This window comes from Mesorhizobium sp. M7A.F.Ca.AU.001.01.1.1, from assembly GCF_004022735.1.
GTDB lineage: Bacteria > Pseudomonadota > Alphaproteobacteria > Rhizobiales > Rhizobiaceae > Mesorhizobium > Mesorhizobium ciceri.
Genome location: NZ_RZPF01000253.1, coordinates 1 through 7979 on the forward strand (window position 1 = coordinate 1; position 7979 = coordinate 7979).

Genomic DNA, 7979 nt, shown 5'->3' on the forward strand with positions numbered 1-7979 from the left:
AGTTCGACCTGGTCGGCATTCCGCCGGCGCCGCGCGGCGTACCGCAGATCGAGGTCACCTTCGACATCGACGCCAACGGCATCGTCAACGTTTCGGCCAAGGACAAGGGCACCGGCAAGGAGCACCAGATCCGCATCCAGGCATCGGGTGGTCTTTCGGACGCCGACATCGAGAAGATGGTCAAGGACGCCGAGGCCAATGCCGAGACCGACAAGAAGCGGCGTGCGCTGGTCGAGGCCCGCAACCAGGCCGAAGCGCTGCTGCATTCCTCGGAGAAGTCGCTGAAGGAATATGGCGACAAGGTTTCGGAAGGCGAGCGCACGGCGATCTCCGACGCGATCGCGGCGCTGAAGACCGCGACCGAAGGCGACGACGCGGCCGACATCGAAGCCAAGAGCCAGGCGCTGGCCGAGGCTTCTATGAAGCTTGGCCAGGCCATGTACGAGGCTTCGCAGAAGGAAGCGGCGGAAGCCGACGCCAAGGCGGACGCCGCCAAGGACAGTGACGTTGTCGACGCCGATTTCGAGGAAATCGACGAGGACGACGACAAGAAGAAGTCGGCCTGAACCGTTTGACGGCAAGATAAAGCGAAAAGCCCGGCGAAGGCCGGGCTTTTTTGCAACCCCTTGCAGAAAAACAGCGGGCCTTGCTGAAAAAATGCAGGCAAAGCCGCGTCGACACTGGCATCCCCCTTCCATCGCACCTAAATCGAAGCGTCAGTGCCGGCAAGAGACGCAACAATGCTTCAAGACGTTGAGCATCCGGACAGCGGGAAAAAATGAAAGCTGATTTCTACGAGACGCTGGGCGTGCAAAAAGGCGCCGATGAGAAGGAGCTCAAGAGCGCTTTCCGCAAGCTCGCCATGCAGTTCCATCCCGATCGCAACCCCGGCGACCATTCCTGCGAGCACAAGTTCAAGGAAATCAACGAAGCCTACGAGACGCTGAAAGACCCGCAGAAGCGCGCGGCCTATGACCGCTTCGGCCACGCCGCCTTCGAACAGGGCGGCATGAATGGCGGGGCCCAGGGCTTTGGCGCCGGCGGCTTCGCCGACATTTTCGAGGACATTTTCGGCGACATGATGGGCGGGCGCCAGCGCCGCTCGTCGGGCGGCCGCGAGCGCGGCGCCGACCTGCGCTACAACATGGAAATCACCCTGGAAGAGGCTTTTGCCGGCAAGACCGCACAGATCCGGGTGCCGGCGTCGATCTCGTGCTCTGAATGTTCGGGCAGCGGCGCCAAGCCCGGCACCCAGCCCGTCACCTGCTCGATGTGCAACGGCCACGGCAAGGTGCGCGCCACGCAAGGTTTCTTCTCGATCGAGCGGACCTGCCCGCAATGCCAGGGGCGCGGCCAGACGATCAAGGATCCGTGCCCGAAATGCGCCGGCCAGGGCCGCGTCACCGAGGAGCGTTCGCTGTCGGTCAACATCCCGGCCGGCATCGAGGACGGCACCCGCATCCGCCTTGCCAATGAGGGCGAAGCCGGCCTGCGCGGCGGGCCCTCGGGCGACCTCTATATTTTCCTGGCGGTCAAACCGCACGAGTTCTTCCAGCGCGACGGCGCCGATCTCTATTGCAAGGTGCCGATCTCGATGACGACGGCAGCCCTTGGCGGCTCCTTCGAGGTGACGACGCTGGACGGCACGCAGACCAAGGTCAAGGTGACCGAAGGCACACAGAACGGGCGCCAGTTCCGCCTCAAGGGCAAGGGCATGCCTGTGCTGCGCCAGCCCAATGTCGGCGACCTCTACATCCAGACCGCGGTCGAGACGCCGCAGAACCTGACCCGGCGCCAGCGCGAACTTCTGGAGGAGTTCGAACAGCTCTCCTCGCAGGACAATTCGCCTCAATCGAGCGGCTTTTTCGCCCGTATGAAGGATTTCTTCGAGTCTTTCGGCGAGCGTTGATGCACTTTGGCCCGCGTAAGCCGATTTGCCACGCGTAAATCCTTGAATCGCGTCACCCCTTGAGACGCGACGAAAATTATCTTATCCACGACATGCGTCCGGCCGCGCCTTGCCTAGCACCGCTCAGGTGCTAAGTAACTTTGCGGGGAGCGCTGAGGAGAGCTTGCATGACACGTGGCCCTGGACTGCGGAAGGCGCTTGTCGAAAAGTTCGACGACGAACTCAAATTCTTCAAGGGCTGGATCGACAAGCCGAAGACGGTTGGCTCGATCGTGCCGACCAGTTCGATCACCGCGCGCAAGATGGCCTCGATCGTCAATCCTAAATCCGGCCTGCCAGTGCTCGAGGTCGGTCCCGGTACCGGCGTCATCACCCGCGCCATCCTCGCCCAGGGCGTACGCCCCGAAAACCTCTACGCTGTCGAATATTCCACGGATTTCGTTCGTCACCTGCGGCGGCTCTATCCCGGCGTCAACGTCATCGAGGGCGACGCCTTCAACCTCAACGCCACGCTTGGCGACAAGAGCGGGATGATCTTCGATTCCGTCGTTTCGGGCGTGCCGCTGCTCAACTTTCCGGTCGCCCAGCGCATCGCCTATATCGAGAGCCTGCTCGACCGCATCCCGGCCGGACGGCCGATCGTGCAGTTGACCTATGGCCCGATGTCGCCGATCCCACCCGGCCGCGGCAATTATACGGTCAAACATTTCGATTTCATCCTCCGCAACATTCCGCCGACGCAGCTGTGGATCTATCGCCGCGAAGCGCACTAGTGAGAAGGGAATAAGGCAATAGGGGAGTAAGGGAGTAGGGATGAAGGGTTCCATTTCCAGGCTATTTTCTACTCCCATATTCCCTACTGCCCTATTCCCCTATCCTATCCAGCCGTTGATTTGAGCCGTCCTTGGCTGTACCTGTCCGGGAACAAGGGTGGCCAATGGCAGTGATCCCGAAAATCCTCGTCTTCGCCGGCTCGGTGCGCAGCGGCGCCTATAGCGGCAGGGCCGCCGACGTGGCGCAAAAGGAACTCGCCATGCAAGGTGCCGAGGTGACCCGCATCTCGCTCGCCGAATACCCCCTGCCGATCATGGACGAAGACCTGGAAAAGGAAAAAGGCGTTCCCGAAAACGCCCAGAAACTCGGCCGTCTCATCATGGCCCATGACGGGCTGCTGATCGCCACGCCCGAATATAACGGCTCCATTCCGCCGCTGCTCAAGAACACGATCGACTGGGTGAGCCGGGTGCGCAGGGATGGTGGCCGGCCAGTCAGGCCGCTGGCCGGCAAGGTCGTTGGCCTTTGCTCGTCCTCCAACGGGCACTTTGCCGGTATCCGCTGCATCAACCATCTGCGCGCGGTGCTGGTGCGTTGCCAGATGGAGGTGGTGACGCCGGAATGCTCGGTGCCCGACGGCGGTGACGCCTTCGACGAGGATGGAAATTTCCGTGACGAAAGACTGCACAAATCGATGGAGCACCTATGCCGCACGCTGATCGAGACCTCGCGCCTGCTGTCCACCCGGATCGAGGCATGATCGCCAATAGCATGCGCGACCGGCTCATCGTCGGCCTCGACGTGCCGACAGTGAAGCAAGCCGAGCAGGCAGTGCGCGAACTCGACGGCATCGTCTCCTTCTACAAGATCGGCTACCAGCTTGCCTTCGCCGGCGGGCTCGACTTCGCCAGGGAGCTGGCCAGCGGCGGCACCAACGTCTTCCTAGACATGAAGCTGCTCGACATCGACCACACGGTGGCCAAGGGTGTCGAGAACATCGTCAAGATGGGCGTGACCATGCTGACCATTCACGCCTATCCCAAGGCTATGCAGGCCGCCGTAGAGGCGGCCAGAGGCAGCGACCTTTGCCTGCTTGCCGTCAGCGTTCTGACCTCGATGGACGAGCAGGACATGATCGACGTCGGCTATGAGTACGATCCGCATACGCTGGTGCTTAGGCGCTCGGAACAGGCGCTGCATGCCGGCATGGGCGGCATCGTCTGCTCGGCCGCGGAGGCCGAGGCGGTGCGCCGGATCGTGGGACCCGACATGGCGGTGGTGACGCCCGGCATCCGGCCGGCGGGCAGCGACCATGGCGACCAGAAGCGTGTGGTGACGCCGGGCCAGGCGATTCGCAACGGCGCCAGCCACCTCGTCGTCGGCCGTCCGATCATTGCTGCGGCCAACAAACGGGAAGCGGCCGAAGCCATCCTCGACGAGATGCGCTCGGCCTGAGATTTCCAGGAACAAGTTCGGAGACCAAGAAAATGCCCAAAGGATATTGGATCGCTCGTGTCGATGTGCGCGACGCGGAAGGCTACAAGGACTATGTCGCCGCCGCCAAACCTGCCTTCGAGCGCTTCGGGGCGAAGTTCCTGGCGCGCGGCGGCGAGTACGAAAAGGCCGAAGGCCCCGGCCGCGCACGCAATGTCATTATCGAGTTCGAATCGCTGGCTGCCGCACACGATTGCTACCATTCGCCGGAATACCAGCGCGCCGCCGCCATTCGCCAGAAGGTCGCCGACGGCGAAATTGTCCTGGTCGAGGGCGCCTGAGGTCCCCTGCAAGCATAGTTCCGGTTTTAGCCGGAGACGTGCTCAAAATCGGATAGAGCCTGGCGGCGTTTGAAGCCCCGCAGGCTCATTTTACATATCTTTGCTCCGCGATTTCACGGTGATCTGCCTGGCGCAGTTGCCAGGTGCGGAGCCGTGCCGACGAGCGGTCATTCAACGCCGGTCGGATTGCCGGTTGACATGCAGGTATTTACCTGCATATTATGCCTTACAACAGAGTGAGGCAGATGGACGCCGACAAGGTTTTCAAAGCGCTGGGCGACCCGACACGCAGAAGGCTGCTTGACCTTCTGTGCGAGCAGAACGGGCAGACGCTCGGTCAGCTTTGCGATCATCTGGACATGGCCAGGCAATCCGCCACCCAGCACCTCGACCTGCTGGAGGCGGCCAACCTGGTGAGCACGGTCAAGCGCGGCCGCGAAAAACTACATTTCATCAATCCCGTGCCGCTGCACGAAGTCTACGAGCGCTGGGTACGGAAATTCGAACGGCAGCGGCTCAGCCTGCTGCACGACCTGAAGCAGGAACTCGAAGGAGAAGACCAATGACCACCAGAGAGACCACGAGCTTTGTCTACGTGACCTATATCCGCTCGACGCCGCAGAAGGTGTTCGAGGCGATAATCAAGCCCGAGATCGCAAAGCGCTACTGGGGCCACGAGAACGTCTCCGAATGGACGCCGGGCTCGAAATGGGAACACATCCGCGCCAATGACGAACGGACCGTCGAACTCGTCGGCAAGGTCGTCGAGATTTCGCCGCCGACCCGCCTCGTCATCACCTGGGCGAACGCTTCGCAGGCCGACGATCCGTCGAAAACCAGCCGGGTGACGTTCGCCATCGAGGAATACGACACCATGGTGCGGCTGACCGTCAGCCATGACGAGCTCGAGGCCGGCAGCGGCATGGCGAAAGGCGTCAGCCAAGGTTGGCCGGCGGTGCTGTCCAGCCTGAAATCCTTCCTCGAAACCGGCAGCGGCATCGATATTTTCGCCAAGCCGAAATCGGCCTGATGTTGCGACCTCGAGCAGAATCAGACCCGTGGAGAACGATAATGACCAAGCGCTATACCGGCGGCTGCGCATGCGGCGCGATCCGTTACGAGACCAATGACGAGCCTATCTTCCAGAACCACTGCCAATGCAGCGATTGCCAGAAGCGCTCAGGCACCGGCCACGGATCCTACCTGACCTTCGGCCAGCGCACCGATATGGCCATTACCGGGGAGGTGAGCACCTGGCGCGTGGCGGGCGCCAGCGGCAATGAAAAAATCCACACCTTCTGTCCAACCTGCGGAACGCCGGTCTTTCTGATATCCGTCGCCATGCCGGAATTCATAGCGGTCCATGCGGCCAGCCTCGACGATCCGGAACAGTTCAGCCCGCAGATGGTGACCTACACGAGCCACGGCCATGCCTGGGACAAGATGGATCCCGCCTTGCAGGCGGTCGAGCGAATGCCGTAGTGAAACGCGTCCGCCGTCGGCCCGCGATCTGCCGTCGCGCCTTCAGGCCCGATGCTCTTGGCCGATCAGCCGGCTCGCCGCTGTCTCGGCTATGGCATCGGCAAGCTCGAGGCCCCATTGCTGGCGGCAATAGGCGCGGAAATCGAAGCAGGGCAGGCCGGGGCAGACCTCGAACTCGATGAGGTGGACGGTGTCGTCGGCCTCGACCCTGAGATCGATGGAAAACACGTCGCGCAGGCCGAGCCCGCTCATCAGCCGCCCGGCGATCGCACGAATCCTGGCGTCGGCGGCCGGCTGGCTGTCGGCGACCGCGACGAGCTCCGGCTCGGCGTAATGTCCCGCCGCTTTCGCTGCCTCGCCAGTGTCGCCGTAGAGCGCCAGGCTGTCGGCCATGGTCTGGAAATCGGCGCCTGAATCGACAAAGGCCACGCCAAGCACTTCGACTCCCGCGCCCGGCATCAGGCTAAGGAAACTGGCGCGCACGTTGCGGCCGGCGACGTAGGGCTGGACGACGACATCGTCGCGATAGGCCGAAAAGACGCGCCGGCTGAGCTCCAAAGCGTGGGCGAGATCGCTGCAGCGCGACTCCAGCCAGATGCCGATCTTGGCGCCGAGCCGGTTGGGCTTGACGAACCAGCCGGCGGGCGAGGCCGGCGGCTCGACCAGCCATTGGCCGTCACGCGCGAGCCCAGCCTGTGGCACCGGCAGGCCGAGCGCGCCGAGCACGGCGCCGGAGCGGAACTTGTCCTGGCAGAGCGCGAACAGCGCATCGTCGGCGCCGATTGTCTTGAAACCGCCCAGTCGCGCCAAAGCGGGCGCCGCGCCGCCGCGGAAATAGGCGATGCCGTCGGTCAGCGTCCAGACCAGCGTTGTGCTGGGATGCTCGCCGGCGAGCACGCTGGCAGCGTCGTCGAGCCCCACCGGCGCGAACGACAGGCCGCGTGCCTGGCAGGCACGGCCAAGCACGTCGAATTCAGGAGCGAGATCGGTCGACTGCGCCAGATAGGACGCGATTTCGGTTGCGCGCTGCGGCGCATGGCCGTCGGCGACCAGGCGGTCGAAACAAGCCTTTTCCGGCTCATGGATGAGTATCAGTTTCGGCTTACGGCTTGGCATGAGATGAACGATTCCCGGCGGTACGATCACCTACCATCGCATGGTCGAGACGTCAGGCTCTCGCGAAACCGACACGGTGCGGGCGGTGGCGTGACAACGCACCGTCCGACCGTAGAATCCAGTTCGATCAGGCGATCAGCACGCGCGGCTCGAAGCGGCCGTTGACGGGAATATCGAGCAGAAAGGTCATGCCGCCCTGCAGATCCAGCAGACGCTGCTTCTCATCCTTGCCCGACCAGGCGGAGGTGACCGCCAGCCGGTCGGCCTTGGCGCCGACGAAGGCTGGGCAGGATGGCTGCGTCACCGGCATGGCGACCGTGCGGACGAGCTTGCCGTCGGGTCCGTAGGCTTCGATGACGCTGCCGCCCCAGACGGCGTTCCACAGGATGCCGTCGCGGTCGAGCACCGACCCGTCGACATAGCCCTTGGCCGAGCGGTGGTCGACGAACAGCTTGGGCTCACCGGCAGGCAGACCGGTCGCCGGGTCGCAGGCGACGCGCATCAGCATCCCGGTCGAGGTGTCGGTGTAGTAAGCGATCGCCCCATCCTCGGTAAAACAGATCGAATTGGAGACGGTGATGTCCGAAAACAGCTGGCGCAGTTCGCCCTTGAAAAACCAGTAGATCGAACCCGCGCCTTTTTCCTCGCCCTTGCCCATGGTGCCCATCCACAGGGCACCACAGGGATGGACGCGGGAATCGTTGGAGCGCGTGACCGGATTGTCGGCCTCGACAGGCGTGTGCAGCGTCAGCTTGCCGGTCGCGACATCGCGGACATAAAGGCCGGTCTCGGCGGCGATCAGCTGGCGCTTGTCGTCGATGACGGCGATGGCGCTCGCCATTTGGCCAAGCTCATGGACGGTGGTCGCGCCGCCGGACAGCCGCTTTTCCAGAAGCTGGCTGTTGACGATGTCAAACCAGTAG

Annotated in this window: 11 protein-coding genes; 9 read left to right on the forward strand and 2 right to left on the reverse strand. The window is 63.1% G+C overall.

The window, feature by feature from the left end:
• From EN884_RS17000 to EN884_RS17040, 9 genes are all read left to right on the forward strand, one after another.
• Positions 1-566: Hsp70 family protein (locus EN884_RS17000; RefSeq protein ID WP_164895027.1), on the forward strand; the 566-nt coding region annotated here is incomplete at its 5' end.
• A gap of 212 nt (positions 567-778) precedes the next feature.
• A complete protein-coding gene (gene dnaJ, locus EN884_RS17005; RefSeq protein ID WP_013528587.1) occupies positions 779-1909 on the forward strand; it encodes a molecular chaperone DnaJ in 1131 nt (376 codons plus the stop codon).
• 167 nt (positions 1910-2076) lie between these two features.
• Entirely contained in the window at positions 2077-2682 is a 606-nt protein-coding gene (gene pmtA, locus EN884_RS17010; RefSeq protein WP_013528588.1) for a phospholipid N-methyltransferase PmtA, read from the forward strand.
• Between the two features lie 164 nt (positions 2683-2846).
• Positions 2847-3443, forward strand: a complete 597-nt coding sequence (locus tag EN884_RS17015; protein WP_063169676.1) for an NADPH-dependent FMN reductase — start codon at positions 2847-2849, stop codon at positions 3441-3443.
• The gene (gene pyrF, locus EN884_RS17020; protein WP_013528590.1) at positions 3440-4138 is read left to right on the forward strand and encodes an orotidine-5'-phosphate decarboxylase; all 699 of its coding nucleotides are present in this window, start codon (positions 3440-3442) and stop codon (positions 4136-4138) included. Before EN884_RS17015 ends, pyrF begins: the two co-directional genes overlap by 4 nt.
• Before the next feature lie 32 nt (positions 4139-4170).
• Positions 4171-4458, forward strand: a complete 288-nt coding sequence (locus tag EN884_RS17025; RefSeq protein WP_063169675.1) for a DUF1330 domain-containing protein — start codon at positions 4171-4173, stop codon at positions 4456-4458.
• 245 nt (positions 4459-4703) lie between these two features.
• Positions 4704-5024 (forward strand): metalloregulator ArsR/SmtB family transcription factor, encoded by a 321-nt coding sequence (locus EN884_RS17030; RefSeq protein WP_013528592.1) that lies wholly within the window; start codon positions 4704-4706, stop codon positions 5022-5024.
• Positions 5021-5488 carry an SRPBCC family protein gene (locus EN884_RS17035; protein ID WP_063169674.1) on the forward strand — a complete coding sequence of 156 codons (468 nt, stop codon included), beginning with the start codon at positions 5021-5023 and terminating at the stop codon, positions 5486-5488. Before EN884_RS17030 ends, EN884_RS17035 begins: the two co-directional genes overlap by 4 nt.
• A 41-nt stretch (positions 5489-5529) precedes the next feature.
• On the forward strand, positions 5530-5940 hold the full coding sequence (locus tag EN884_RS17040) for a GFA family protein (protein ID WP_063169673.1): 411 nt from the start codon (positions 5530-5532) through the stop codon (positions 5938-5940).
• A 42-nt stretch (positions 5941-5982) separates the two neighbouring features.
• Here EN884_RS17040 and EN884_RS17045 read toward each other — a convergent pair whose 3' ends face one another.
• On the reverse strand, positions 5983-7056 hold the full coding sequence (locus tag EN884_RS17045) for a D-alanine:D-lactate ligase-like protein (RefSeq protein ID WP_063169672.1): 1074 nt from the start codon (positions 7054-7056) through the stop codon (positions 5983-5985).
• A 127-nt stretch (positions 7057-7183) separates the two neighbouring features.
• Positions 7184-7979: SMP-30/gluconolactonase/LRE family protein (locus EN884_RS17050; protein ID WP_164895028.1), on the reverse strand; the 796-nt coding region annotated here is incomplete at its 5' end.